Here is a 25,962-nt window from a genome sequence, read left to right on the forward strand (position 1 = left end):
AATCGTTAGCCAGCCGGCAAGCCGGCGCTCGCCGGCTCGCTTTTTCAGCGCTTGCCGGTCAATCTGTGGCCCACATCAGCCGTCGCCATTACAGGAGCACGATCATGAACAGGATTTCACCGCTGGCCATCGCCCTGGCCTTCACCCTCGGCGCACCGCTGGCGCTTGCCGACGAAGCGGCAAGCGATTCGAGCACTATCAAGGATTCCGCCAAGGCAGCCGTGTCCACGGCGATTACCGCCGGCAAGAACCTGCTGGGCGGCGTGTCCGATGGCGTCACCGAAGGCCGGGTGGATGCCCAGGGCGCCGACGGCTCGATCGTCGTGTCCAACCTGGAGCAGCTCGATGGCCAGGTCAGCGTGCAGCTGCTCAAGCTCGAGACTGCCGAAGACGGCAACCTGAATGCCCTGCTGGGTTTCAAGAACACCACCGACAAGCCGCTGCGCCTGATCAACCTGCGCCAGACCGGCGCCCTGCTGGCCATCGACCAGGAAGGCTACTCCAGCGCGCCGCTGCCGGGCCTGCTCAACCCGGACGACGTGACCATTCCGGCACAGACCGGGGTGCGGCAGAAGTTCGTCTTCGAGGGGCCGTCTGCGGCCGTGACATCGATCCGCCTGTGGGGCCGCGATTTCGAGGTGAAGAAGTAGCGCCCCGCGCATGAAAAAGTCCGCAACTGCGGGCTTTTTTCTGGCCGGGCGATGGCCTCAGCGCTTGCTCACCGTCAGCGCGATCAGCCGCGACACCACCAGCGCCAGGTACATGACCCCGGCGAACTCCTCGATCATCACCAGCGAGCGGGCCACCGGCGTCAGCGGGATGATGTCGCCCAGGCCGACTCCGGACAGGGTGGTGAAGCTGAGGAACAGCAGTTCCATCCAGCTGCGTGCCGCCTCGGGGGCGATGGCGGCGGCGAAGCTGCCCGGCACCAGTAGCTGGCAGAACGCGAACAGATGGGCGAAAGCCCAGGCCAGCACGGTGAAGGTGGCACCGACGGCGTACAGCTCGTCGGTGGTGGCGTGCTGGTCGGCGCTCATGTAGGCGATCAGGCTGGCCGCCGCATAGAAGTAGAACGCCGCCTCCAGCAGGGCGATCAGTGCCTCCAGGGCCAGGCTGGCAAGCAGCAGGTCGAGCAGGTTCAGGCCCACGACCAGCACTGCCAGCAGGCCGGCCACCCAGGTCTGCACCGGGCTGCGCTTGACCACATGCAGGGCCAGGCCCAGCACCAGCAGGCCGAAGGCACCGAACAGCGCGCGGCCGAGCTGGGTGCCCTCCATCCAGGGGTAGAGCAGCACGCCGAGCAGTTGCACGAACAGCAGGCCGGCGGAGGGGTGGCGACGCAGGTAGGCGAGAGGATTCATGGCGTGTTCTGTGGGCAGGTTCAGGCGAGCAGCTGTCGGGCCAGGCACTCGGCGTGCTGGCGCAGTTCGGGTACCGCGGTGCTTTCCCAGTAGCGGGCGCGCAGCATCGGGCTGAGCAGGTAGAGATCGGGGGTGGCCTGGCCGCTGGCTGCGAGCAGGCGAAACTGCGCGTCGACCTGCAGGCCGATGCGGTGCTCGTCCTGAACCAGCTCGCCGCGGGCCAGCAGGGCGTTGAACAGCGGCTCGTCGAGCTGGCGCAGGTCGTTGCAGGGGCCGGTGCAGTTGATGATGTGATCGACCTCCAGGCCCTGGCAGGCGTCGCTGCCGCGCGGGCGAATCTGCAGCTGCAGCCCGTCGACGCCGGCCGCCACGCTGACCAGGCGGGCGGCCTGTACCTGCAGCTGGCCCTGCTGGCGCAGTTGCTCGATGCGCTTGGCGATAAAGGGCGCGGCGCGGTGACGATGCACATCCCAGTAAGGCTGCAGGTGGCACAGAAAGCGCCGCTGGTTGGGCTTATCCAGGGCCTGCCAGAGAGCCGGAGTGAGCGGGCGCAGGGCGGCCACCGCGTCGCGCCAGTCGAAACCGTCGTGCTCGGCGTTGCGCACGAAATGGCGGATCCGCGACAGCAGCTGGCGTGCGCTGCGGCTGTCCAGCAGGTTCGCCGGCGTTTGCGGCAGCTGCGGGTGCTGGCTGTTGTCGCGATGGCCGTGGGGCTGCAGGGCCCGCCGCGACATGGCCAGCAGGGCACCGCGGTGCTGGCGATCCTGCAGCGCCAGGGCGATGTCGTACATGGTCAGCCCGGAGCCCAGCAGCAGGACGCGGGCATCGGCAGCGATGGTGTCCAGCGCACCGTGGCACCAGGGGTCGGCAATGTAGCGGGCATCGTCCCGCAGCGCGCGCAGGGGCGGCGGCGTGGCCGGAGTGAAGTTGCCGGTGGCGATCACCACCTTGTCGCTGAGCAGCGTCTGGCCGTTATCCAGCAGCAGGTGGTACTGCCTGTCGGTGCGCTGCAGGTCGAGCACATGGGCCGGCAGGCTTTCGAAGGCAACGCTGCCGGCATGCGCGGTGAGCGCTTCGCCGAGGCGCTGCTGCAGGTAGTCGCCATACAGCCGGCGCGGCAGGAAGTCGCCGGGCTGGGCATCCGGCAGCTGCTGGCGGGCGAAGTCGAGGAAGTCGCCCGGCCGTTCGCTGAACAGGCTCATGCGCTCGGCTGGTACGTTGAGGATGTGGCTGGGCGAGCGGGTGCCGTAGGCCAGGCCGCGGGCCAGCTGCCCCGAGCGGTTGAGCAGGCGCACATGCAGGGGGCGGGTGGCGTTGCGCAGCAGGTGGATGGCCAGGGCGGTGCCGCAGAACCCACTACCGATGATGCTGATACGTTCCATGTGCGCAGGGCCTGGTGGAAAGTGTCGACGGTACTGGCGTCATGCCGGAGAGGCAAGGCTGCTGACGCGTGCTCGCGAGAGTCGTGCCGGTGTGCAGATGCAATCTGGCCCGCCGAGGCGGGCCAGACTGGGTATCAGTTGTCGTAGCCGAGATTCGGCGCCAGCCAGCGTTCGGTCACGGAGAGTTCCTGGCCCTTGCGCTTGCTGTAGCAGGCGACCTGATCCTGGTCGACCTTGCCCACGGCGAAGTACTGCGCCTCGGGGTGGGCGAAGTACCAGCCGCTGACGGCGGCGGCCGGGAACATGGCGTAGTGCTCGGTGATGAATACGCCGCTGCGGCCGGCCTTGTTGTAGTCGGCCTCGGGGTCGAGCAGCTTGAACAGGGTGGCCTTCTCGGTGTGATCCGGGCAGGCCGGGTAGCCGGGCGCCGGACGGATGCCGTGGTACTGCTCCTTGATCAGCGCCTCGTTGTCCAGCTGCTCGTCGGCGGCATAGCCCCAGTACTGCTTGCGCACGCGCTGGTGCAGCCACTCGGCACAGGCCTCGGCCAGGCGGTCGGCCAGGGCCTTGACCATGATCGAGCTGTAGTCGTCGCCCTTGTCCTGGTAGGCCTTGGCCACTTCCTCGGCACCGATGCCGGCGGTGGTGATGAAGCCGCCCACATAGTCGGTCTTGCCGCTTTCCTTGGGCGCAACGAAGTCGGCCAGCGACAGGTTCGGCTTGCTGTCCGCCTTGATGTTCTGCTGGCGCAGGTGGTGCAGGGTGGCCAGTGGCTGGCCGTCGTCACCGTAGACTTCGATGTCGTCGTGGCGCACCTGGTTGGCCGGCCAGAAACCGAACACGGCGCGGGCCTTGATCAGCTTCTCGTCGATCAGCTTGGTCAGCATCGCCTGGGCGTCGTTGAACAGGCTGGTGGCAGCCTCGCCGACCACTTCGTCGGTGAGGATGCGCGGGTACTTGCCGGCCAGGTTCCAGGAGATGAAGAAGGGCGTCCAGTCGATGTATTCGGCCAGGGTCTCCAGGTCGATATCGTCGAGCACCTGCGCGCCGGTGAAGCTCGGCTTGGGCGCCACGTATTCGCTCCAGTCGAAGTCCGGCTTGTTGGCGATGGCCTCGGCGTAGCTCAGGCGCTCGGTGCGCGAGGCGCGGGCGGCGGTGCGCTCGCGCACTACCACGTATTCCTCGCGGGTCTTCTTGACGAAGTCGGCCTTGAGTTCCTTGGACAGCAGCTGGGTGGCCACGCCCACGGCGCGCGAGGCGTCGGTGACGTAGACCACCGCATCGTTGCTGTACTGCGGGTCGATCTTCACCGCGGTGTGGGCCTTGGAGGTGGTGGCGCCACCGATCATCAGCGGCAGCTTGAAGCCCTGGCGCTGCATCTCCTTGGCCACATGCACCATCTCGTCCAGCGACGGCGTGATCAGGCCGGACAGGCCGATGATGTCGCACTTCTCGGCGATCGCCGTCTGCAGGATCTTCTCCGCCGGCACCATCACGCCCAGGTCGACGATATCGTAGCCATTACAGCCGAGAACGACGCCGACGATGTTCTTGCCGATGTCGTGCACGTCGCCCTTCACCGTGGCCATGAGGATCTTGCCCTTGGCTTCCGGCTTGTCGCCTTTTTCCGCTTCGATAAAGGGGATCAGGTGGGCCACGGCCTGCTTCATCACGCGGGCGGACTTCACCACCTGCGGGAGGAACATCTTGCCCGAGCCGAACAGGTCGCCGACCACGTTCATGCCGCTCATCAGCGGGCCTTCGATCACCTCGATGGGGCGCGCGCACTGCTGGCGGCACTCCTCGGTGTCCTCGACGATGAAGGCGGTGATGCCCTTGACCAGCGCGTGTTCCAGGCGCTTGGCCACCGGGTAGCTGCGCCATTCCTCGTCCTCGGCTTCCTTCACCGCGCCACCGCCACGGTAGTTGTCGGCGATGGCCAGCAGCGCTTCGGTGCTGCCCTCGTGACGGTTGAGCACCACGTCCTCGACCTTGTCGCGCAGCTCTTTGGGGATCTCGTCGTAGATCTCCAGCTGGCCGGCGTTGACGATGCCCATGGAGAGGCCGTTCTGGATCGCGTAGTAGAGGAACACCGAGTGGATCGCTTCGCGCACCGGGTTGTTGCCGCGGAACGAGAAGGACACGTTGGATACGCCGCCGGACGACAGCGCATAGGGCAGCTCGTCACGGATGTAGGCGCAGGCCTCGATGAAGTCCACCGCGTAGTTGTTGTGTTCCTCGATGCCGGTGGCCACGGCGAAGATGTTCGGGTCGAAGATGATGTCTTCCGGCGGGAAGCCGACTTCGTTGACCAGGATGTCGTAGGAGCGCTTGCAGATTTCCTTCTTGCGCGCGGCGGTGTCGGCCTGGCCGACTTCGTCGAAGGCCATCACCACCACGGCGGCGCCGTAGCGCTTGCACAGCTTGGCGTGGTGCTTGAACTGCTCGACGCCTTCCTTCATGGAGATCGAGTTGACGATGCCCTTGCCCTGGATGCACTTGAGGCCGGCCTCGATCACTTCCCACTTGGAGGAGTCGATCATGATCGGCACGCGCGAGATATCCGGCTCGGAGGCGATCAGGTTGAGGAAGCGCACCATGGCCGCCTGGGAGTCGAGCATCCCTTCGTCCATGTTGATGTCGATCACCTGGGCGCCGGCTTCGACCTGCTGCAGGGCGACTTCCAGGGCCTCGGTGTAGTTCTCCTCGCGGATCAGCCGGGCGAACTTGGCCGAGCCGGTGATGTTGGTGCGCTCGCCGACGTTCACGAACAGCGACTTGCGGTCAATGGTGAACGGCTCCAGGCCGGACAGGCGGCAGGCCTTGGGAATGTCCGGGATCACGCGCGGCTGGTACTTGGCCACGGCCTCGGCGATCGCCTTGATGTGCGGCGGCGTGGTACCGCAGCAGCCGCCGATGATGTTGAGCAGGCCGCTGGCGGCGAACTCCTCGACCACCTCGGCCATCTGCGCCGGGGTCTCGTCGTACTCGCCGAAGGCGTTGGGCAGGCCGGCGTTGGGGTGCGCGGACACATGGGTGCCGGCCTTGGTCGCGAGCTCGGCCAGGTACGGGCGCAGCTCCTTGGCGCCGAGGGCACAGTTGAGGCCCACGGAGATCGGCTTGGCGTGCGCCACCGAGTTCCAGAAGGCCTCGGTGGTCTGCCCGGACAGGGTGCGGCCGGAGGCGTCGGTGATGGTGCCGGAGATCATGATCGGCAGCTCGACGTTATCCTCGTCGAACACCTGCTGCACGGCGAAGATCGCCGCCTTGGCGTTCAGGGTGTCGAAGATGGTCTCGATCAGGATCAGGTCGGCGCCGCCCTCGATCAGGCCGCGGGTGGCCTCGGTGTAGTTCTCCACCAGCTCGTCGAAGGTGACGTTACGGAAGCCGGGGTCGTTGACGTCCGGGGAGATCGAGCAGGTACGGCTGGTCGGGCCGAGGACGCCGGCGACGAAGCGCGGGCGATCCGGAGTTTCCAGGCTCTTGGCGTCGGCCACCTGACGGGCGACGCGGGCACCGGCCACGTTCAGCTCGTAGGTCAGCTCTTCCATGCCGTAGTCGGCCTGGGATACACGGGTGGCGTTGAAGGTGTTGGTCTCGAGGATGTCGGCGCCGGCATCCAGGTAGGCCTTCTCGATCTCGGCGATGATCTGCGGCTGGGTCAGCAGCAGCAGGTCGTTGTTGCCTTTCACGTCGCTCGGCCAGTCGGCGAAGCGCGTGCCACGATAGTGCTCTTCCTCCAGCTTGTAGCTCTGGATCATGGTGCCCATGCCGCCGTCGAGGATCAGGATGCGTTCTTTCAGGGCTTGCTGAAGGGCCTGGAGGCGGGCGCTGCGGTCGGACATGGGGAACTACCTGGAAAGGGCGTGAACAAAGGCGGCGATGATAACAAAGCTGCATGCTTTTGCCGCTGCCTGGGCTTTCCCATGAATTTCACTCATGTTCATGGCTCTCTTTGTCTGGCCGGTAGCGCTAGAATCGCCATTCGCACACACAGGATAGGGTTATGTTGCGCCAGGGACTTGCGGTTTTCTTTCTCGGTTTCATTCTTGCCGGCCTGGCCGGTGCCAGCGAAGCGGTGTCTTACAGCCGCGATATCCAGCCCATCCTCACGCAGAAGTGCGTGGCCTGCCACGCTTGTTACGACGCGCCGTGCCAGCTCAACCTGGGTAGTGGCGAGGGCGTGCTGCGCGGGGCGAGCAAGCAGCCGGTCTACGATGGCGGGCGCACCAAGGCACAGGCGCCGACCCGGCTGTTCTTCGATGCCCAGGGCGGGGCGGCCTGGCGCGACAAGGGCTTCGCTTCGGTCGTGGATGCTCGCGACGGTCAGGCCGCGCTGATGGCGCGCATGCTGGAACTGGGGCGTAGCAACCCGCCGGCGGCCAATGCCAAGCTGCCGGCCGATCTGGATATTTCGCTCGGCCGCGAGAACCAGTGCCCGCTGCCTGATGAGTTCGCCGCCTACCAGAAGAAATTCGCCCATGCCGGCATGCCGTTCGCCGTCACCGGTCTCAGCGACAGCGAGTACCGCACCCTGCAGCAATGGCTGAAGCAGGGCGCGCCGGTGGATGAGCAGGCGCTGCAGCCGTCGGCGGTGGAGCAGGCGCAGATCGCCGAGTGGGAGACCTTCCTCAACGCCCCCGGGGCGCGCGAGAACCTGGTCAACCGCTGGCTGTTCGAGCACCTGTTTCTGGCCCACCTGTATTTCGAGGGCGGCGAGGCGGGGCATTTCTTCCAGCTGGTGCGTTCGCGTACGCCCAGCGGCCAGCCGATCGACCCGATTGCCACACGCCGCCCCAACGAGGATCCGGGTACCCAGGTGTATTACCGCCTGTGGCCGATCCAGGGCGTGATTGTGCACAAGACCCATATCACCTATCCGCTCAGTGCCAAGAAGCTCGCGCGGGTCAGGGAGCTGTTCTACGCCAGCGACTGGACGGTGGATGCGGTGCCCGGCTATGGCGTACAGCGCCGCGCCAACCCGTTCGAGACATTCGCCGCCATCCCGGCCCAGGCGCGCTACCAGTTCATGCTGGATAACGCCGAGTACTTCGTGCGCACCTTTATCCGCGGCCCGGTGTGCCGCGGGCAGATCGCCACCGACGTGATCCGCGACAACTTCTGGGCGGTGTTTCAGGCCCCCGAGTACGACCTCTACATCAGCGATGCCGCGTACCGCGCCGAGGCCACGCCGCTGCTGGCCATGCCCGGCCAGTTCGACGAGATCGGCGACCTGCTGGGGCTGTGGCGCGGTTACCGCGACAAACGCAACCAGTACGAGGATATGCGCCGCGCTGCCTACGCCGATGCGCCCGTGCCTGGCTGGTCGAGCATCTGGGCCGGTAACGACAACGCGTTGCTGTCGATCTTCCGTCACCATGACAGCGCCATGGTGCGCAAGGGCCTGATCGGCGAAGTGCCGCAGACGATCTGGCTGATGGACTACCCGCTGCTGGAACGCACCTACTACCAGCTGGTGGTCAACTTCGACGTGTTCGGCACGGTCTCGCACCAGGCGCAGACCCGCCTGTACTTCGACCTGATCCGCAACGGCGCCGAGCTGAACTTCCTCCGTCTGCTGCCGCCGGAATCGCGCCAGGCCTACCTGGACGACTGGTACCAGAACAGCGGCCAGCTGAAGATGTGGCTGAGCTACACCGAGGCCGATCTGGATACGCCGACTGGCCTGCAGCTGGCGGGTGGCGACGCCAAGGGCGCGTTCGCCGAGGCGCTGCTGAGCCGCTATGCCGACCTCAATGCGCGGCCCGATCCGCTCAACCGCTGCCACGGCGCGCATTGCTACCGCAAGGGCCTGGAGCCGCAGCTGCGCAGCGCCGAGCAGGCGCTGAGCCGCCTGCCGGGGCGGCCGGCAGCGGGGCTCAAGGTGATCGAGCAGCTACCCGAGGCGACCCTGCTGCGCATCGAACTGGCTGATGGCAAGCGCGAGGTCTACAGCCTGCTGCGCAACCGTGCACACAGCAACGTGGCGTTCATGACCGGCGAATCACTGCGCTACCAGCCGGGGCTGGATACCCTGACGGTCTACCCGGGGGTGCTGACCAGCTACCCGAGCTTCATCTTCAACCTGCGTGCCGGCGAGGTACCGGAGTTCGTCGCGGCCCTGGAGCAGGCCCGCGATGCGGCGGCGTTCGAGCAGGTGGTGAAGCGCTGGGGCATTCGCCGCAGCCACCCGGAGTTCTGGCGTTACTTCAACGACCTGTCGGCCTATATCCAGGAGACCGAGCCGGTGGAGGCGGGCGTGCTGGATATGAATCGCTACCAGAATCTCTGATTGCAGGGCCTGTGCTGCCGGCTCTCGCGGGTTGCACCCGCCCTACGTGAACCGGCCGAGCGCCCATAAAAAAGCCCGCCATGCAGGCGGGCTTTTTTGTGCAGCGCCGGCGCTTAGAAGTGCGCCTTGGCCAGCAGGCTGATGGCGCTCTGGTCGGTGCCACCGAGGATTTCCTGGCCGACGAAGCCGTCGTCGTCGATGCCGTACTTGTCCTTCCAGTAGTCGTACTCGACACCCACGTAGAACTTCTTGCCCCAGCCCATGGCCTTGGCCAGGTCGTACTTGATCTGCGGGTTGAAGTGCAGGTTGGCGTGGTAGCTGTCGTCGTTGTCGGTGACCCAGTCCATAAAGCCGTCGATCACCAGGTCGGAGTTGCCAACCGGGAGGGTGTAGCTCCACACCGGGGTGATCTGCCACACGCCATCGCCGTCGCGGCTGCCGTCGGTGGTGCGCACGTAGGTATTGATCTGGAAGTAGTCGAAGCCGGGGATGGCCAGGTCGAAGCCCGGGCCGACCAGGTAGGACTCGACGTCGTCCTCGCCGAACTCGTAGGTGGTGGCCAGCAGTACGTCCTCGACCGGGCCGAAGGACAGCTCGGTGCCGCTGATCTTGCCCAGCGACAGGCGCGGGCTGATCTCGCCGTAGAAGGTGTGGCCGTCGCCAGCGCCGTTGGTGGCTTCGGTGTTGTACTTGATGCCGTCGACGAAGATGAACAGGTCACCGACGCTCCAGCCGCTGGCGTGCTCGAAGGTCACGGTCTGCTGCTTGGGCGGATCGACCTTGAAGTCGATGCCGTTGAGGTAGGTCAGGCTGTTGTCCTGCCACAGCAGGGCGTCGCCGGCCAGGGCCGAGCTGGCGGCGAACAGGCCGGCGGCCAGGGGCAGGGACTTGGTGGTGCGGGTCATCGAAGGGCTCCGTAGTTGCAGTTGACGTATCGATCGGCTTGCCGTGCGCAGGCGAGCGGGCAGGGCCCGCGCCTGGCGGCAGCGGATCTGTTCTTATGGGGGTGTTGTAGCTGGCTGCCCAATCGGGCAGCCGCTGCTGGGGTTACTTGACCAGGCGCGCGTCCAGGCTGTTCTGCGCCAGGCGGCGGGCCTGGGCCTCGGTCATGCCCAGGCTGTCGTGTAGGGCGACGAAGTTCTCCCGCACATAGCCGCCGAAGTAGGCCGGGTCGTCCGAGTTCACTGTCACCTTCACGCCGCGTTCGAGCATGGCCAGGATGTTGTGCTGGGCCATGTCGTCGAATACGCAGAGCTTGATGTTGGACAGCGGGCAGACGGTCAGCGGGATCTGCTCGTCGATGATCCGTTGCATCAGGCGCTCGTCCTCGATGGCGCGCACGCCGTGGTCGATGCGCTCGATCTTGAGCAGGTCGAGGGCTTCCCAGATGTACTCGGGTGGGCCTTCCTCGCCGGCGTGGGCGACGGTCAGCAGGCCTTCGCTACGGGCCTTGTCGAACACGCGCTGGAACAGGCGCGGCGGGAAGCCTTTTTCCGAGCTGTCGAGGCCGACGGCAACGAAGGCGTCGCGGAACGGCATGGCCTGTTCCAGGGTCTTGAAGGCTTCCGACTCGGGCAGGTGACGGAGGAAGCTGAGGATCAGGCCGTGAGAGATGCCCAGCTGCTTCTCGCCGTCGACCAGCGCCTGCTTGATGCCGCGCAGCACCACTTCGAAAGGAATACCGCGGTCGGTGTGGGTCTGCGGGTCGAAGAACGGCTCGGTGTGCACCACGTTCTGCTGCTTGCACTTGAGCAGGTAGGCCCAGGTCAGGTCATAGAAGTCCTGCTCGGTGCGCAGCACGTCGGCGCCCTGGTAATACAGGTCGAGGAATTCCTGCAGGTTGTTGAAGGCGTAGGCGCCGCGCAGGCTGTCCACGTCGCTCCAGGGCAGGGCGATCTTGTTGCGCTCGGCCAGGGCGAACAGCAGTTCGGGCTCCAGCGAGCCCTCCAGGTGCAGGTGCAGCTCGGCCTTGGGCAGGTCGTCGATCCAGTTGGGCATGGCAAATCGGTTATCAGGCTGGTTTGGCCGCGCATTCTAGTGGACTGGCGGCGTCGCGGGGAGCCATTGGCTTCCTGACCCGCCGGACGGGAATTATTCCTACTAAATTGGTCGGGCTTTATCCCGGGCCATCGATTGGCGTACACTGGCGGCACGTTTGCGAGGAGTTGCCATGAGCGCCATTACCATCACCGAAGCTGCCCACGACTATCTGGCCGATCTGCTGAGCAAGCAGAACACGCCGGGCATCGGCATTCGTGTGTTCATCACCCAGCCGGGAACCCAGTACGCCGAAACCTGCATTGCCTACTGCAAGCCGGGCGAGCAGAAACCGGAAGACACCGCCCTCGGTCTGGCCAGCTTCACCGCCTGGATCGATGCGGTCAGCGAGCCGTTCCTGGAAGACGCTGTGGTCGACTACGCCACCGACCGCATGGGCGGCCAGCTGACCATCAAGGCGCCGAACGCCAAGGTGCCGATGGTCAACGAGGACAGCCCGCTCAACGAGCGCATCAACTACTACCTGCAGACCGAGATCAACCCCGGTCTGGCCAGCCATGGCGGCCAGGTGAGCCTGGTCGACGTGGTCGAAGAGGGTATCGCCGTGCTCAAGTTCGGTGGTGGCTGCCAGGGCTGTGGTCAGGCCGACTACACCCTCAAGGAAGGCATCGAGAAGACCCTGCTGGAGCGCATTCCCGAGCTCAAGGGCGTGCGCGACGTGACCGACCACAGCAACAAGGAAAACGCCTACTACTGATGGCGCCTTGGCTGATGAAAAAGGCGACCTGCGGGTCGCCTTTTGCTTTCTGCTGATCAGCCTGCCTGCACTGCCGCGTTCTGATCCGGGCGGCGCCTGAGCATCAGCAGGGCGATCGCTAGCAGCGGCAGCATGCCGATGTTCACCGCGTTCCAGCCGGCGCCAGCGACCAGTGCGCCGGAGGCGAAGGAGGCGCTGGCGGCTACCAGGCCGTTGCCCAGCTCCATCAGGCCCTGGGCCTGGCCGCGTTCCTCGGCGGCATGGCCTTCGCCAAGCAGGGTGGTGCCGGCCACCAGCATCAGGTTCCAGCCCAGGCCGAGGAGGAACGAGCTGAGCAGGAAGTGCGTCTGGCCGATGCCGCTCAGGGCTACTGCAGCGCTGGCCAGCAGGATGGCGCAGCCGAGCAGGGCGATGCGCCGGCTGCCCAGTCTGTCCACCAGCGGCCCGGCGACGAAGGCCGGCAGGAACATGCCGAGCATGTGCCAGCGGATCACCTCCGAGGCGACTTCCAGCGGCAGGCCGCAGAATTTCATGGCCAGCGGCGTGGCATTCATCACCAGCACCATCAGGCCATGGCCGATGGCCGTGGTGGCCAGGGCGGCGCGTACCAGCGGGCGGCCGAGCAGGCGCCGGCGCAGCCCCGGGTCGCGCCCAGTGCTGGGCGGCAGGCCGCCATCGGCCAGGCCGAGCATCAGCAGCAGGCCGGCGGCAGCCAGCACGGCGATGGCCAGATAGGCGCCGACGAAGGGCGTGGCCAGCAAGTTCTTGGCCCATAGCGCGAGTGACGGTGCGCACAGGGCCGCCAGCACTCCGCCCCCCACCACCCAGGCGGTGGCGCGGCCCTTGTGGGCCTGATCCACCGCCTCCAGGGCAGCGAAGCGGTAGTACATGGCCGAGGCCTGGTAGCTGCCGATGGGCAGGGCGCCCAGGCAGAACAGCCAGAAGTCGCCTAGCACCACGCCGAGAGCGCTGAGCAGGCCGCCGCCGATGCCCAGGCTGGCGCCAAGCACCAGGCCGGGGCGGCGCCCACGGCGCTGCATGAACAACGACAGCGGCTGCACCGTGAGTAGATTGCCGAGCACCAGCAAGGCCAGCGGCAGGGTGGCCAGGCTGGTGCTCGGCGCCAACTGCAGGCCGATCAGGGCGGTGAGGGTGATACCGATCATCGCGCAGCTCCAGTACAGGGCCTGGGCGAAGAACAGCCGGAGCAGGGTGGGGTTGCGCAAGAGCAGCATCATGGCGGTTCTCAGTGGCAGCCGGTGGGGTTGTGGATGCGGGTGCTGGACGGCGGGTTGGCCGCCAGCTTGGCCTGCGGGCGAATCGGCCGGCGTACCAGCTCGCCGGTGCAGTTGGGGCAGACGCCCTTGAGGCGCTGCTCCGCGCAGTCGCGGCAGAAGGTGCACTCGAACGAGCAGATGCGTGCGTCCGGCGAATCGGGTGGTAGGTCGCGGTCACAGCATTCGCAGCTTGGGCGTAGTTGCAGCATGGTGGAGTTCCTTGGATGGCGACTGGGGATCAGGCGAAGCGTTCGGCGTAGTCCTGGGGACTTACCGAAAGGTGCTTGTGGAAGGTGCGGCGCAGATTCTCCGGATGGCGAAAGCCAGTCAGGCGCGCCACCGTGCCGATCGAGGCGCCGGCGTCCTGCAATAGCAGACGCGCCGACTCCAGGCGCAGCTGCTCGACATAGCGGCCCGGGCCCATGCCCAGCTCCTGCACGAACAGCCGCGACAGGCTACGGCTGGACAGGTTGGCCTGCTCGGCCAGGGCCTCCAGCGACAGGTCGGCTGCGAGGTTCTGCGCCATCCATTCGAGCAGGCCGAGCAGGCGTGGCGTGCGGCTGGCATCCGGGGTGAGCAGGGCGCTGAACTGCGCCTGGCCACCGGGGCGCCGCAGGAACATCACCAGGCGCCGGGCCACGGCCAGGGCCAGCGGGCGGCCGAGATCGGCCTCCACCAGGGCCAGGGCCAGGTCGATGCCGGCGGTAACGCCGGCCGAAGTAAAGACATGGGCATCGCCATCACGCCCGCTGGGGTCGTAGGTATGCAGGCGGTCGCCATCGACCTCGATCTGTGCATGGCAACGCAGGGCGGCGACATCGGCCCAGTGGGTGGTGGCACGGCGTCCATCGAGCAGGCCGGCGGCAGCCAGGATCAGCGCGCCGGAGCACACCGAGCCGAGCCGGCGCACCTGCGGCTCAGCGCGGCGCAGCCAGTCCAGCAGCGGCAGGTTGCTGCATTGGGCAGTTTCGCCAAGACCACCGGGGATCAGCAGGGTGTCCAGGCTGGCCGGGTCGGTGTCGCGCCAGGCCTGCTCGGCCACCAGCTGGAAACCGGCGGAAGTGCTCACCGCTCCCGGCTGTTCGGCCAGCAGGCGCAGGCTATAGGCCGGCGCACGGCCCTGGCGCTGGCATTCGACATTGGCCGAGGCGAACACCTGCAACGGGCCGGTGACGTCGAGGCTCATGACGTCCGGGTAGATCAGGCTGGCGATGGTTCTGACGGCGTCCATGGCGGTTCTCGCTGGAAGATGGGCGCAGTCTGCTCCCGGTTGCCGATGGCAACAAGGACAATAACCCCACAGATATTGCCAGTGCGGGTGGTTTTCCCGGCGCAAATAAAAACCCCCTCGCCAGAGGCAGAGGGGGTTGGTGTGGCGGCAGGCCGGGGCAGAGTGGGTATTACTCGGGCATGCTCCAGGGCTCCAGGGCGTAACCCTGACGGCTCAGCTGCTCGCGCGACTGGGTCAGGATATCGGCCAGCTGTACCGGGTCGCAGTAGGTCTGGCTGTCCAGGCGGGTTTGGCCGAGGCGCTGGTTGGTGCGGTCGATCACCGCCAGGGTCAGCTCATCGGTACCGTTCTGCGGCGTCCAGGCCACGCACTGGAAAGGCTGGAAGGCGCGGCCGGCGATGAGGAGTGCTTCGTTAACGCGGAGCATGGTGTTCATGGGTCTGTTCTCCAAGGGATGCCCAATGTGCGATCTGGCCAGCGAAAGCACGTATTGCCGCGGCCTGTGCACTGTTGATGGCGGAACCTGACCTTGGAGTCACATCCTGTCGTAAAAACATAGCAATATGTCGCATGTTGGCGTTTTGACGGGGTTTTAGTGTCGAAAAGGCCGGCCGGGGAACATCCCGGGCATACGGGTATCCTAAGTCAGGTATCCCTATTACACAGGAGTGTTGCCATGGGTTCCGCACTGAGCAGCCTGATCGGGCTGGCCATCCTTGCCCTGGATATCTGGGCGATCATCAACATCGTCAAGAGTGGCGCCGACACGGGCATGAAGATCATCTGGGTATTGCTGATCCTGTTCCTGCCGGTGCTCGGCCTGATCATCTGGGCCCTGGCGGGCCCGCGCGGCAACGTCCGCCTGTAGCTTTGGCGCAGCCCTGCGCAGGCTCCGTCGCCCTGTATCTGCGCGGCGGTGGAGCCAGCGGGCGGATCTCCTTACAATGCGCGCCTTTTCATGGGCGGGTGACAGTCCGTCCGAATCCACCAGCAGCGACGGGGGACTACCCATGAGCGATTACCAGGAAACTCTCTACGACGGCTATGGCCAGCGCTTTCGCATGGACAAGCTGCTGCACGAAGTGCGCACCGAACACCAGCATTTGGTGATCTTCGAGAACGCCCGCATGGGGCGGGTGATGGCCCTGGACGGGGTGATCCAGACCACCGAGGCGGACGAGTTCATCTACCACGAGATGCTCACCCATGTGCCGATTCTCGCCCACGGCAATGCCAAGCGCGTGCTGATCATCGGTGGCGGCGACGGCGGCATGCTGCGCGAGGTGCGCAAGCACCGCAGCGTGGAGAGCATCACCATGGTCGAGATCGACGGCACCGTGGTGGACATGTGCCGGGAGTTCCTGCCCAACCACAGCTGCGGCGCCTATGAAGACCCACGTCTGAACCTGGTGATCGACGACGGCATGAACTTCGTCGCGACCACCAGCGAGAAGTTCGACGTGATCATCTCCGACTCCACCGACCCGATCGGCCCGGGCGAGGTGCTGTTCTCCGAAAACTTCTACCAGGCCTGTCGCCGCTGCCTGAACGACGGCGGCATCCTGGTGACGCAGAACGGCACGCCGTTCATGCAGCTCGCTGAGGTGCAGAACACCGCCAGTCGCATGGACGGTCTGTTTGCCGACTGGCACTTCTACATGGCCGCGGTGCCCACCTATATCGGTGGCAGCATGACCTTCGCCTGGGGCAGCACCAATGCCGAATACCGCAAGCTACCGCTGGAAACCCTGCGTCAGCGCTATGCCGGCAGCGCCATCGTGACCCGTTACTACAACCCGGAAGTCCACCTGGGCGCCTTCGCCCTGCCGCAGTACGTGCTGCAGGCGGTGAACCGACCGAGCAACGACTGAGTCGCGAGGGTCTTAAAAAGCCGGCTGGTGCCGGCTTTTTTCTGCCCGCGGTGCGGCGGCCGGGCGCCAGGCACTTTCACCTAGGCGGCGGACGTTGTAGGTTGATGGCAATGCGACATGAGTTGCCGCCATGCCTAACCTGCGCCTTGCCCTGCTCAGCCTGACTGCCGTGCTGGCCGCTCCGGCCTTTGCCGAGCCGGTGCTGCGTCTGTGTCATGAGCTGGACGGGCTGCCGCCGTACATCAACACCCTGGAGGCCGATCGCGACTTGCCGCAGCCGGGCCTGGTGCTCGAGCTGATCCAGCGTGCTGCCACTCAGGCGCGGATCCAGGTGGAAACCCACCGGCAGCCGTGGCTGCGCTGCATCCATGAACTGCAGGAGGGCAGCAGCGATGGTGCCTTCGTTGCCGTCTGGCAGCTCGGGCGCGAAGCCTGGGGGCATTTCCCCGGGGGCGCCGGGCCGCAGGCCGCAGTCGATCCGCGCTACCGGCTGTGGCATGTCGACTATCCGATCATCGTGCGCAAGGGCTCGGCGCTGCGCTGGGATGGCCAGCATTTCAGCGGGGTGACCTACCAGCTGTCTTCGCCGCCGGGCTATGTTGCACGCCAGCACCTGAAGGAGCAGGGGGTGTTGAGCACGCTGTCGCTGACGCCGGCCAAGGCTCTGGCCCTGGTGGCCAGGGGGCGCCTGGATGGCTATGTGCTGGAGCGCCATGTCGGCCAGCACCTGATCGACAGATTGCAGCTGGGCGAGCAACTGACGCTGCTGCCGCAGCCGTTGTTCGAGGATGACTGGTACCTGCCGCTGTCGCATCAGTTCTATCAGCGTAACCCGGAGGTTGCCGAGCGTTTCTGGCAGGCGCTGGCCAGCGAGCGCGAGCGCTTGCAAGGCGAGTTGACGCAGCGCTACCTGAGTGGTGGCGCGGACGCGGTCGCGGATCATTAGACGCAATGCCCATAGACAGTAAAAAGCCCGCAGCAGCGGGCTTTTTACTGTCTTCTACTGGCCTCAGTGCTGTTCCGCCACGCGCTGGTGCAGTTGCCGGGAAAGCTGATCCAGGCGCTCGCCGAGGGCCAGCAGTGACTCCTGGGCACTCAGCAGTTCGGCACTGGCGGCGCGCTGCCGCTGGCTGGCCTCGCGCTGGGCAGCGCTGTTGTCGCGCACCTGGGCCAGTTGCCGGTGCGCCTGGTCGAGGGCCTGGCTGTGCTGGAGGATGGCACCGGAAAGGTTCTCCGTGAGCGCGGCGTTCTCGCCCAGGGCATCGCCGACATTGCTCACCTGTTCGGCGCCGGTGTTGACGATCTGCTCGGACTGACCGAGTACGCTCTGCACCGTGTCGGCGGTCTGGTTGCTGCGCTGCGACAGGCTGCGCACCTCGTCGGCAACCACGGCAAAGCCGCGGCCATGCTGGCCGGCGCGGGCCGCCTCGATGGCCGCGTTGAGCGCCAGCAAGTTGGTCTGCTGGGCGATGGCGCTGATCATCTGCATGGATTCGGCGATGCGCTGGTTGCTCTGCTGAATGGCCTGCATGCTGGCCTGGGCCGCCTGCATGCGCTCGGCGCAGTGATTGACCTGGGTGCTGCTGTGCTGGGTGTCCTGGCTCAGCTGCTGCATGTGCGCGGTGCTGCTGGCCAGGCTGTCCAGCACCTGGTGCAGGGACAGGTCGAGCTGCAGCATGGCATCGGCCTGCTGTTGCACGTCGCCGTCGATGCTCTGGCAGCGCTGGCGGATATTGTCCTGGGTGCTGTGCAGTTGTTGCGCCAGCTGGCGCAGGTCGCTGGCGCTGTGGCGCACTTCGTCGAGCAGACTAGCCAGCTGCTGGCTGCCGGCGGTGGCGGCCTTGCCCACGCGTTCGGCCTCGTCGAGGTTCTGCTGGGCATCCTCCAGTGCCTGGCGACGTACCCGTGAGCTGTACCACTGGGCCAGCCACATGGTGATCACCGGCAGCATGTAGCCGGAGTAGTCGTTGAGCATGGCTTCGCGCGGGGTCAGCTCGAAGGCGGGTAGCACGGCGCCGCTGCGCTGCAGGCGGATCAGCCAGAACACGAACAGCAGCTGCAGCAAGGCCCAGAACGCCGCGCTGCGCCCGCCGAGCAGCAGGTAGGCAAAGCCGATCACCACCAGTGGCCAGAAGATGTGCGCAGAGTGCAGGCCGCCCAGGTGGTAGATGAGAATCATCGCGTAGCTGCTGATCAGCGCCAGCGAGAAGTTGCCCACGCCGCGCACCGGCAGCCAGGCATTGCGCAGGATCAGCACCACCAGCGGCATGCCGATGATCAGCAGGAAGGAGCCCTGCATCAGCGCGTCGTTGCCCAGGCGTCCTCACTTGATCCCGCTGTACAGGCCGATGGTCAGGCCGCAGTAGGCGAAGAAGGTCAGCATGCGGCTCAGCAACTGGTCGTTGCGACTCTGCTCGAGCGGGGGGAGGGAAGTGGCTATCAGCCCCTGTTGCATGGGATGGGCTCCGTTCTTGTTATGAGTGACGACTGGCGTGCAGCTACCCTGGCGGCCGCGCTCCAAGTGGAATGCGCTCGCATAGTGGCAGATGGCCTTTAGGGGAGATTACCCCGTCAAACTGCTGGCGGCGATAGTCTGGCGACGAGTAGTCGCTGGTGCAGCCGCTGAAATGCCGGTCACCCGCCTGGCGGCGGGGTTCGTGGCCATGGAGGTGGCCGAAGTGCCTGCAGAAAAGGCGGGATTGGCCTCGGGCTGCGGATTACTCCGACCAGACCGCGAATTCGTTGCCGCTCGGGTCGGCAAAGTGGAAGCGCCGCCCGCCGGGGAAGCTGAAGATGTCCTTGAGCAGGCTGCCGCCTGCGGCGATGACCCGTTCCCGGCTGGCTTGCAGATCCTCGCTGTAGAGCACGATCAACGCACTGCCGCTGGCGCTGGAGACTTGCAGGGGCGAGCGGTAGAAGCCGCCGTCGATGCCGGCACCGTTGAAACAGCTGTAGTCCGGGCCGTAGTCGGTGAAGCTCCAGGCGAAGGCCTCGACGAAGAAGGCCTTGCTGCGTTCGAGGTTGCTAGCAGGCAGTTCCAGGTAGTTGATGCGGTGGTGCTGATGTATGGCATGCCCCTTGGCGTTTGCGGTGGGTACATTGCGTGCCGGCACCCTTCAGCTGCAGCGCTGAAGGGTGTCGACGGGACAGGCTTAGAAGATCTTCCAGGCCTGCGGATCGTTTGGCTCGGCACCGCGCGGGGTCGCCGGAACGGTCTTGTAGGCCATGGGCAGGCGGGTGGCGGCGTCATTCTTGACGACGCGACGGGCATCGATAAACACCCGCTCGCCGCGTACGCTGATCCGTTCCACGGCGAAACCCACGTCTTCCAGCATGAGTTTCAGGCACTTCGAGGTGAAGCCCCAGAAATTGCTGCGGTCGGCATTCACCTGGCCGTGTTCGGGAAAGCGAGTGTGATCGGGGATGAAGCGCATCACCGGTTCGCTGGCCAGGTTGCCCGGCAGCAGCTTGTCGATGCAGTAGGACTCGAGGAACAGGCGGTCGTTGCTCAGGCCGGCGCAGTTGGCCAGGGCCAGGTAGGGATCCGAGACGTGATAGAGCAGACCCAGTGCCAGCACGACGTCGAACTTGCCGTACTGCTCATGGGAGATGTCGAGCACATTGGTCTGGTGATGCTCGATACCGTTCAGGCCGTTGATGTATTGGGCCAGGCCAAAGCCGGAGTTGTCCTTGTGGCGGAAGTCGAAAGCCACGACCCGTGCGCCGCGCTGGTGGGCCTCGAAGCTGAAGAAACCGTTGGAGGCGCCGACATCGGCCAGGCTGATACCGCTCATGTCCTGCGGCAGCTCCAGCTCCTTCCACAGGCTGCTGGGGTCGTAGGAACCACGGGTACGAACGCCTGGAATGATTTCGAAGTCGTGGTGCCAGGATTTGCCCTGTACCAGTTGCAGAGCGATTTCTTTGTCGAGCATTGAGTGCATCCTGCGCAAGTTAAGCGGTCTGACGATTGAGCAAGGTCTGAAGGATAGCCGCTGTGGAAACTATTGATCTGCGGTGGGTCTGATTCGGAGCGGCGAAGTTATACCGCACCTGCCAGGTTTGTGCAGCGCTCAGGATCGGGGTGATGGGGGCTGGGCACGGCATAATTTCAACGGAAATTTCACAGCGATTAGCCGATACTGCGGCCCAGCGGGGTCTGTTCCAGTTTGCACCGGAGCAGGCACGACCTTTCAATATTGCCTGTCATCGGAAACCAGCGCATGTCTCCAGTGGATAGCCTCCAGCCGCAGTCGAAGACGCTTCAACCGCTTTCCCCCAGTATCCGCAGCCACCTGGCCTTTACTTTCGGCAGTGCCCTGGCGCTGTTGCTGATGTATTCGCTGCTGCGCCTGGCGCTGCTGGCCTACAACCATGAGCAGATCGGCAATACGCCGGTTAGCCAGTTGCTCGAGGCGTTCGCCAATGGCCTGCGCTTCGACCTGCGCCTGGTGGTCTACGCCTGCGCGCCGCTGCTGCTGGCACTGCTGAGTCTGCGCACGATGGCGGCGCGACGTGTGCAGGTGGCCTGGCTGACCCTGTTCGCCAGCCTGACCCTGTTTCTCGGGGTGGCCGAGCTGGATTTCTACCGCGAGTTCCATCAGCGCCTGAACAGCCTGGTGTTCCAGTATCTGGAAGAAGACCTGGGCACCGTGCTGAGCATGGTCTGGTATGGCTTCCCGGTGCTGCGCTACCTGCTGGCCTGGGCCCTGGGCACTGCCGCGCTGGCGTTGTTGTTCCTGTGGATCGAGCGGACGACCCGTACGCGCCAGGCCATTCGGCCGCTGGCCTGGTATGGCCGTCTGGTGGTGTTCTTCCTCTGCCTGCTGCTGGCGGTGCTCGGTGCTCGCGGCACCCTCAAGCAGGGGCCGCCCCTGCGCTGGGGCGATGCCTTCACCACCGACTCGATGTTCGCCAACCACTTGGGCCTGAACGGCACCCTGAGCCTGATCGAAGCGGCCCGCAACAGTTTCTCCAGCCACCGCGACAACACCTGGAAGGCCAGCCTGCCGCCGGCCGAGGCGTTGCAGGTGGTGCGTCAGATGCTGCTCGGCGAGCATGATCGCCTGGTGGACGCCGACAGCGCCGCAATCCGTCGCGACTTCGTGTCACCGCAGGCCGCTACCCTGCCGGCGCGCAACGTGGTGGTGATCCTGATGGAAAGCTTTGCCGCACGCTGGGTCGGCGCCCTTGGCAGCGACGCCGGGATTACCCCGAACTTCGACCGCCTGAGCCAGGAGGGGCTGCTGTTCACCCGCTTCTTCTCCAACGGTACCCACACCCACCAGGGCATGTTCGCCACCATGGCGTGCTTCCCCAACCTGCCGGGCTTCGAATACCTGATGCGTACCCCCGAGGGCGGCCATCAGTTCTCCGGCCTGCCGCAACTGCTCAGTGCCCGCGGTTACGACGACCTGTACGTCTACAACGGCAACTTCCAGTGGGATAACCAGTCCGGCTTCTTCAGCAACCAGGGCATGCGCCGTTTCATTGGCCGCGAGGATTTCGTCGACCCGGTGTTCATCGACCCGACCTGGGGTGTGTCCGACCAGGACATGTTCGACCGTGGCGCCGCCGAACTGGCCAAGCTTGACCCGAACAAGCCGTTCTATGCCCTGCTGCAGACCCTGTCCAACCATACGCCCTACGCCTTGCCGAAAGACCTGCCGGTAGCGCCGGTGACCGACCAGGGTTCCTACAACGAACACCTCACCGCCATGCGCTACGCCGACTGGGCGCTCGGGCAGTTCTTCGAGAAGGCCAAGAAGGAGCCGTACTACAACAACACCCTGTTCGTAGTGGTCGGCGACCATGGTTTCGGCAGCCCCGAGCAGCTCACCGAGATGGATCTGTTCCGTTTCAACGTGCCGCTGCTGCTGATCGCCCCGGGCCTGCAGGACAAGTTCGGTACGCGCCGCGATACGGTGGGTACGCAGATCGACGTGGTGCCGACCATCATGGGCCGCCTGGGTGGCGACGTGCGTCACCAGTGCTGGGGCCGCGACCTGCTCAGCCTGCCCGAGGGCGACCAGGGTATCGGCGTGATCAAACCGTCGGGCAGCGACCAGACGGTGGCGGTGGTCAATGGCGACAAGATCCTGGTGCAGCCCAAGGGCCTGCCGGCCAAGCTCTATCACTACCAGCTCGGCGCTGGTGCCAAGGTCGAGGTGGTGGCCAACGATCCGGCCCAGCCGCTGCTGCACAAGCGCCTGGAAGCCTTCCTGCAGACTGCTACCCAGAGCCTGCTGCAGAACACCGCCGGGGTTGCCGAGCACGCGTCCAGTGCCCGCGGGGTTGCCACCCAGCCCTGATGCGGGGAGCCTTCAGCGGCGCTGGAACTGGCGGGGTGGCAGGCCTTTCCAGCGCTTGAAGGCATGGATGAAGTTGGACACCTCGCCGTAGCCCAGGCGCTCGGCGATTTCCTCCAGGGTCAGCCCGCCGGTGGCGAGCAGTTCCTCGGCCAGGGCCTGGCGCACCTCCTCGAGCAGCTGGCGGAAGTTGCTGCCTTCTTCCTCCAGGCGCCGGCGCAGGGTGCGCGAACTCATGTGCAGGCTGTCCGCCACCTGTTCCATATCCGGCAGGCTCCCCGGGCGGCCCAGCAGCAGGCTGCGGATCTGTCCGGCCAGGCCAAGGCGCTGGCGGCGCTTGTCCAGCAGGCGCTGGCATTGCTCCTCGCATTGGGCGACCACCTGTGGGTTGGCACCGGGCAGCGGCAAGTCGAATACCTGACTGTCGATCACCAGGCGGTTGTCGGCCTGGGCGAAGCGCGGCAGCAGGCCGATCTCCTGAACATAGAGGCGGGTGTCGGTCGGCTCGGCCAGGCGCAGGTCGAGGCGCTTGAGTATCTGCGGTCGATCGACCAGGGCACGCTGGATACAGAGCATGCCGCCGAGATCGCGCTCCAGCAGAAAGGCGCGCAGATCTTCGGGGATGTCCTGATCGTCGAACAGCAGGTGGATTTCGCCGTCGTACTCCTCCAGCCGCATGCCGTGGAAGGCATAGGTCAGGTCGAGGTAGCGCAGGCCGAGCTGCGCGGCAGCGCGCGCGGTTGGGCTGCTGAGCAGGGCGAAGCTCCAGATGCCATAGGTATTGAGCTGGTAGCGCCGGCCGGCGAGCAGGCCAAGGCCGGGTTGCTGGCCGAGGCGGCCAACCAGATTGCGCACCAGTTGCAGCTCCTGGCTGGCATCGACTTCGGCCCCTGGCTCGCCGAGCACCTGCCAGCTCAGCCCGGTGGCGGCCAGGCAGTCGTCCAGTGCCAGGCCCTGGTCGAGGCCGAACTGGGTCAGCAATTGCACGCTGATGGCGCTGCGTCGTACCGACAGGGGAGTGTCGCGGGGCATGGAGGCTTGGCCACAAGTCACAATCTGGAGGCTGACTATGCCATAAAGCTTGGCCCGCGCCAGCGGGCCGATCAGGGGCGGCATGCGCCGCGCAGAACGCCTGACGGGCGTCAGGCGAGGTGGGTCAGAAGCGTTCTTCGATGATCCGGAAGGGGTAGTGTGGGGACTTGTAGCGACCGATGCGGCCGCGCTTGGGCAGCTCGATCTGCTGTTCCTGGGTGAGGTCTTCATAAGGCACCTGCTCGAGCAGGTGGCTGATGATGTTCAGGCGAACCCGCCGCTTGTCCTCGGAGTGCGCCATGTACCAGGGCGCCCAGGAGGAGTCGGAGGCAGCGAACATGTCGTCGCGGGCGCGGGTGTAGTCGTCCCAGCGGTTGAACGACTTGATGTCCATGGGCGACAGCTTCCAGATCTTGCGCCCGTCCTTGATGCGCTCCTGCAGGCGGCGGTGCTGCTCCTCGGGGCTGACTTCCAGCCAGTACTTGATGAGGATGATGCCGGACTCGACCAGCATCTTCTCGAACAACGGCACCACGGTGAGGAACTTGTGGGTCTGTTCCTCGGTGCAGAAGCCCATGACCCGTTCGACCCCGGCGCGGTTGTACCAGCTGCGGTCGAAGATCACCACTTCGCCGGCCGCCGGCATGTGCTGGATGTAGCGCTGGGCATACATCTGGGTCTTCTCTCGCTCGGTCGGTGCCGGTAGCGCGACTACGCGGAATACCCGCGGGCTCACCCGTTCGGTGATGGCCTTGATGGTGCCGCCCTTGCCGGCGCCATCACGACCTTCGAAGACAATGCAGACCTTCAGGTTCTTGGCCACCACCCACTGCTGGAGCTTGACCAGCTCGATGTGCAGTCGTTCCAGTTCCTTGTCATAGACCTTGCGACTGAGTCGCTCGCCGTCCTGAGCCTTTTTCTTGGCCATGTGGAGTCTCCGTACTCAGTGGAAGGGGAAGAAGTAGTTCATCCAGGAGGCCATGCGCAGAAGGATCTTGCGCATGATTGCCACATGGTGGAAATGTTTGGAGTAGAGCGCCGCCTGGCCATAGGCGCCGCCTGGCATGAGTTCGCGGTACTGGTCGAACCTGGGGTCTGTCACTTCCAGCACCACCGGTACCCGTCCAGCCGGTGGCGAGCCGGTGAAGCCGATCAGGCTGCCACTGGGCTGTACCTGGCCCTCGGCGATCACTGGCATGACCATCTTCACCTTGGCCTGGAACACCTCGCCGGGGATGCCATCGAAGGCGATCTCCGCTTCGTCGCCCAGGGTCAGGCGCAGCTGGCTGTTCTGGCGCATCCAGGCCACGTAGTTGTGCTCCTCGAGAGGCACGAAAACCATCGCCGGGCGCAACGGCATCTTCACCGCGCGAATGCCAGGGCGCAGCGAGACCTGGGTCACGTAGCCCTTGGAGGGCGCGCGCACCACGGTGCTGTCGAGGTCGTATTGGGCGCCGATGATCTGCGCTTGCAGGTCTTCCACGCGCGCGGTGGTCAGGTCGACGTCGCGGCGATTGCCGACATTGCGCCGCGCCAGTTCGGTGGCGCGGATCTGATCGGCCCTGGCCGAGACCAGCTGGGCCTTGAGCGACTTGACCCGGCTTTCGTAGGGCGTCGGATCCATGCGGAACAGCACGTCACCTTTTTCCAGGATCCGGTTACCCTCCACCGGCACCTCGATCACCATGCCGCTGACTGCCGGCACTATCGGTGTGCTGACGAAGTAGCTGCGCGACACCTCGGAATAGGGGTGGTTGTAGTTCATGGTGAAGATCAGCGCGCCGATGATCACCACGCCACCGAGCACGGCAGTGGGCACCGTCCATTTGTTCAGCGGAATCTTGAAGATCTTGAAGATGGCGACGCAGATGGCGGTGTAGGTAAGGACGAGCAACAGATCCATGGCTCAGCCCTCCTGCCGCGGTGTTTCGGTTACTACCGGCGCCGCTTCCGGCGTCACCGGCGAGGCGGGCGGAGCCTGGGCGGCCAGCAGTTCGCGCAGTTCGCCGAGCTGTTGCTCCAGTGCCCGTAGCCGCGGATCGTCCACCGGCGCTGGCGGAGGACTGGCGAAGCCCCAGCCGCGATCTTCCCGGTAAAGGGTTGCCCAGATCCACAGGAAGGGCCAGATGGCATGCAGGGTGAACAGGCTGACCCAGCCTGCAACATGAATTGCATCCTGTTGCGGATGATTGCGGTGTACGGCGATCTCGTAAGGAATGTCGTGGATCGCGATCACTCCGTAGAACAGCACAACACCAACGAAAATCAGAATCCCCAGAGCGACATAGTCCAGCATTCCAGCCCCCTTGTTAGTTCTCCCCCAGAGCAGGCTAGCAAAGGGTTGGGAAGGCTGCCATTGCGTCCCGGCAAGGCATTTGGCGCGAATGCCAATGGGCGGGAAAAGCGCTTCTGTCCGAAAGTCACAATTAATTGGCCGCCTATGCCATAAACCCGTT

Annotated in this window: 24 protein-coding genes; 7 read left to right on the forward strand and 17 right to left on the reverse strand. The window is 65.4% G+C overall.

Annotation, left to right across the window (positions count from 1 at the left end):
* Positions 1–104 precede the first annotated feature (104 nt).
* Positions 105–650, forward strand: coding sequence for a hypothetical protein (locus A9179_RS08790; RefSeq protein WP_187805440.1), 546 nt, complete (start codon positions 105–107; stop codon positions 648–650).
* 57 nt (positions 651–707) lie between these two features.
* Here the strand turns inward: A9179_RS08790 and A9179_RS08795 are convergent, their stop codons facing one another.
* The 3 genes from A9179_RS08795 to metH form a co-directional block, all read right to left on the reverse strand.
* A complete protein-coding gene (locus A9179_RS08795) occupies positions 708–1,361 on the reverse strand; it encodes a potassium channel family protein (RefSeq protein ID WP_187805441.1) in 654 nt (217 codons plus the stop codon).
* 20 nt (positions 1,362–1,381) lie between these two features.
* Complete coding sequence (locus A9179_RS08800) at positions 1,382–2,743, reverse strand: FAD/NAD(P)-binding protein (protein WP_187805442.1); 1,362 nt, start codon at positions 2,741–2,743, stop codon at positions 1,382–1,384.
* Positions 2,744–2,877: 134 nt separating this feature from the next.
* A complete protein-coding gene (gene metH / locus A9179_RS08805) occupies positions 2,878–6,588 on the reverse strand; it encodes a methionine synthase (protein ID WP_187805443.1) in 3,711 nt (1,236 codons plus the stop codon).
* Positions 6,589–6,749: 161 nt separating this feature from the next.
* Here metH and A9179_RS08810 point away from each other — a divergent pair, with 161 nt between their 5' ends.
* The gene (locus A9179_RS08810) at positions 6,750–9,035 is read left to right on the forward strand and encodes a fatty acid cis/trans isomerase (protein WP_187805444.1); all 2,286 of its coding nucleotides are present in this window, start codon (positions 6,750–6,752) and stop codon (positions 9,033–9,035) included.
* Positions 9,036–9,148: 113 nt separating this feature from the next.
* Here the strand turns inward: A9179_RS08810 and A9179_RS08815 are convergent, their stop codons facing one another.
* The gene (locus tag A9179_RS08815) at positions 9,149–9,940 is read right to left on the reverse strand and encodes an outer membrane protein OmpK (protein ID WP_187805445.1); all 792 of its coding nucleotides are present in this window, start codon (positions 9,938–9,940) and stop codon (positions 9,149–9,151) included.
* 142 nt (positions 9,941–10,082) lie between these two features.
* The gene (locus tag A9179_RS08820; RefSeq protein WP_187805446.1) at positions 10,083–11,033 is read right to left on the reverse strand and encodes an adenosine deaminase; all 951 of its coding nucleotides are present in this window, start codon (positions 11,031–11,033) and stop codon (positions 10,083–10,085) included.
* A 172-nt stretch (positions 11,034–11,205) separates the two neighbouring features.
* Here A9179_RS08820 and nfuA point away from each other — a divergent pair, with 172 nt between their 5' ends.
* On the forward strand, positions 11,206–11,790 hold the full coding sequence (gene nfuA / locus A9179_RS08825; protein WP_187805447.1) for a Fe-S biogenesis protein NfuA: 585 nt from the start codon (positions 11,206–11,208) through the stop codon (positions 11,788–11,790).
* Between the two features lie 56 nt (positions 11,791–11,846).
* Here nfuA and A9179_RS08830 read toward each other — a convergent pair whose 3' ends face one another.
* The 4 genes from A9179_RS08830 to A9179_RS08845 form a co-directional block, all read right to left on the reverse strand.
* Positions 11,847–13,022, reverse strand: coding sequence for an MFS transporter (locus tag A9179_RS08830; protein WP_262410690.1), 1,176 nt, complete (start codon positions 13,020–13,022; stop codon positions 11,847–11,849).
* A 14-nt stretch (positions 13,023–13,036) separates the two neighbouring features.
* A complete protein-coding gene (locus A9179_RS08835) occupies positions 13,037–13,276 on the reverse strand; it encodes a DUF1272 domain-containing protein (RefSeq protein ID WP_187805448.1) in 240 nt (79 codons plus the stop codon).
* 29 nt (positions 13,277–13,305) lie between these two features.
* A complete protein-coding gene (locus A9179_RS08840) occupies positions 13,306–14,298 on the reverse strand; it encodes a GlxA family transcriptional regulator (RefSeq protein WP_187805449.1) in 993 nt (330 codons plus the stop codon).
* Between the two features lie 169 nt (positions 14,299–14,467).
* The gene (locus tag A9179_RS08845; protein WP_187805450.1) at positions 14,468–14,734 is read right to left on the reverse strand and encodes a hypothetical protein; all 267 of its coding nucleotides are present in this window, start codon (positions 14,732–14,734) and stop codon (positions 14,468–14,470) included.
* Between the two features lie 240 nt (positions 14,735–14,974).
* Here A9179_RS08845 and A9179_RS08850 point away from each other — a divergent pair, with 240 nt between their 5' ends.
* From A9179_RS08850 to A9179_RS08860, 3 genes are all read left to right on the forward strand, one after another.
* The gene (locus A9179_RS08850) at positions 14,975–15,166 is read left to right on the forward strand and encodes a PLDc N-terminal domain-containing protein (protein WP_187805451.1); all 192 of its coding nucleotides are present in this window, start codon (positions 14,975–14,977) and stop codon (positions 15,164–15,166) included.
* 142 nt (positions 15,167–15,308) lie between these two features.
* Positions 15,309–16,169, forward strand: a complete 861-nt coding sequence (gene speE, locus A9179_RS08855; protein WP_187805452.1) for a polyamine aminopropyltransferase — start codon at positions 15,309–15,311, stop codon at positions 16,167–16,169.
* Between the two features lie 130 nt (positions 16,170–16,299).
* Positions 16,300–17,115, forward strand: a complete 816-nt coding sequence (locus tag A9179_RS08860; RefSeq protein WP_187805453.1) for a substrate-binding periplasmic protein — start codon at positions 16,300–16,302, stop codon at positions 17,113–17,115.
* 63 nt (positions 17,116–17,178) lie between these two features.
* Here the strand turns inward: A9179_RS08860 and A9179_RS08865 are convergent, their stop codons facing one another.
* The 4 genes from A9179_RS08865 to A9179_RS08875 form a co-directional block, all read right to left on the reverse strand.
* On the reverse strand, positions 17,179–18,468 hold the full coding sequence (locus A9179_RS08865; RefSeq protein ID WP_187805454.1) for a methyl-accepting chemotaxis protein: 1,290 nt from the start codon (positions 18,466–18,468) through the stop codon (positions 17,179–17,181).
* 24 nt (positions 18,469–18,492) lie between these two features.
* The gene (locus A9179_RS22955; protein ID WP_262410557.1) at positions 18,493–18,624 is read right to left on the reverse strand and encodes a hypothetical protein; all 132 of its coding nucleotides are present in this window, start codon (positions 18,622–18,624) and stop codon (positions 18,493–18,495) included.
* 262 nt (positions 18,625–18,886) lie between these two features.
* Positions 18,887–19,282, reverse strand: a complete 396-nt coding sequence (locus A9179_RS08870) for a VOC family protein (protein WP_316851821.1) — start codon at positions 19,280–19,282, stop codon at positions 18,887–18,889.
* Between the two features lie 39 nt (positions 19,283–19,321).
* Positions 19,322–20,101 (reverse strand): class I SAM-dependent methyltransferase, encoded by a 780-nt coding sequence (locus tag A9179_RS08875; protein WP_187805455.1) that lies wholly within the window; start codon positions 20,099–20,101, stop codon positions 19,322–19,324.
* Positions 20,102–20,398: 297 nt separating this feature from the next.
* On the opposite strand from A9179_RS08875, the gene A9179_RS08880 reads away from it, so the two are divergent.
* The gene (locus A9179_RS08880) at positions 20,399–22,477 is read left to right on the forward strand and encodes an LTA synthase family protein (RefSeq protein ID WP_394354755.1); all 2,079 of its coding nucleotides are present in this window, start codon (positions 20,399–20,401) and stop codon (positions 22,475–22,477) included.
* Positions 22,478–22,489: 12 nt separating this feature from the next.
* Here A9179_RS08880 and A9179_RS08885 read toward each other — a convergent pair whose 3' ends face one another.
* The 4 genes from A9179_RS08885 to A9179_RS08900 all read right to left on the reverse strand — a co-directional run bounded on the left by A9179_RS08885 (position 22,490) and on the right by A9179_RS08900 (position 25,802).
* On the reverse strand, positions 22,490–23,506 hold the full coding sequence (locus A9179_RS08885) for an AraC family transcriptional regulator (RefSeq protein WP_187805457.1): 1,017 nt from the start codon (positions 23,504–23,506) through the stop codon (positions 22,490–22,492).
* Between the two features lie 124 nt (positions 23,507–23,630).
* On the reverse strand, positions 23,631–24,434 hold the full coding sequence (gene ppk2, locus A9179_RS08890) for a polyphosphate kinase 2 (RefSeq protein ID WP_187805458.1): 804 nt from the start codon (positions 24,432–24,434) through the stop codon (positions 23,631–23,633).
* Positions 24,435–24,449: 15 nt separating this feature from the next.
* Complete coding sequence (locus A9179_RS08895) at positions 24,450–25,409, reverse strand: HlyD family secretion protein (RefSeq protein WP_187805459.1); 960 nt, start codon at positions 25,407–25,409, stop codon at positions 24,450–24,452.
* A gap of 3 nt (positions 25,410–25,412) precedes the next feature.
* Complete coding sequence (locus A9179_RS08900) at positions 25,413–25,802, reverse strand: DUF3302 domain-containing protein (protein ID WP_187805460.1); 390 nt, start codon at positions 25,800–25,802, stop codon at positions 25,413–25,415.
* Positions 25,803–25,962 lie beyond the last annotated feature (160 nt).

The sequence above is a fragment of the Pseudomonas alcaligenes genome (assembly GCF_014490745.1).
In the GTDB taxonomy this organism is placed as follows: Bacteria; Pseudomonadota; Gammaproteobacteria; order Pseudomonadales; family Pseudomonadaceae; genus Aquipseudomonas; species Aquipseudomonas alcaligenes_C.